Annotated in this window: 3 tRNA genes and 1 rRNA gene; all 4 read right to left on the minus strand. The window is 43.4% G+C overall.

What is annotated here, in order from left to right:
- Positions 1-407 precede the first annotated feature (407 nt).
- Positions 408-483, minus strand: a tRNA-Val gene (locus tag R7Q48_RS26140).
- A gap of 28 nt (positions 484-511) precedes the next feature.
- Positions 512-587: transfer RNA gene (locus tag R7Q48_RS26145), tRNA-Lys, on the minus strand.
- Between the two features lie 2 nt (positions 588-589).
- Positions 590-665 (minus strand) — tRNA-Glu (locus R7Q48_RS26150).
- Between the two features lie 89 nt (positions 666-754).
- A 16S ribosomal RNA gene (locus tag R7Q48_RS26155) occupies positions 755-831 on the minus strand; the annotation flags it as partial.

Below are 831 nucleotides of genomic sequence, written 5' to 3' on the forward strand. Positions count from 1 at the left end.
TCGCCTCTGACTGCCAAGGCATCCACCGTGTACGCTTAGTCACTTAACCATACAACCCGAAGGAGTTTCGAGTTGATGTTCAAATCACCAAAGTTGTCTCTCATTATTTGAATGAGCGAGAGACATTTGATTTTGCCGGACTCATCTCTTTACCTTCATTTTTAGAAAAAATGAAAACAAAAAGCCAAGAACACTTGAATGTGTTTTTTGGTGTTTATCTTTCGATAAACATTGAGAACTTTACAAACAACAATAAATTGTTGTTTTGTCAGCTTTCCAAATTGTTAAAGAGCTATGTTGCTTCACAAGGAAGTTACATTTTCTAAAGACTTTCAGAGTCAAAAATACCAACCAGTATCAATTGCTTGTTCTGGTTTGGACGTTTTATTCCAAAAATACTTAGAGAATGGTGGGCGATACCGGGCTCGAACCAGTGACCCCCTGCTTGTAAGGCAGGTGCTCTCCCAACTGAGCTAATCGCCCACATTGTTTTGATTTCCGTGGAAGGAAATGGTGGGTCGTGCAGGATTCGAACCTGCGACCAATTGATTAAAAGTCAACTGCTCTACCAACTGAGCTAACGACCCAATGGTATCCCGTAGGGGAGTCGAACCCCTGTTACCGCCGTGAAAGGGCGGTGTCCTAGGCCTCTAGACGAACGGGACACTAAGTGAACATCTTGGGGGATGTTCTATCTCTTAAACTTCATAAACCGTATCAATCTGTGTGAACACTCATCGCAATAATCATCGTATAAGGAGGTGATCCAGCGCCAGGTTCCCCTAGCGCTACCTTGTTACGACTTCACCCCAGTCATGAACCACAAAGTGG

This window comes from Vibrio sp. 378 (assembly GCF_033339435.1).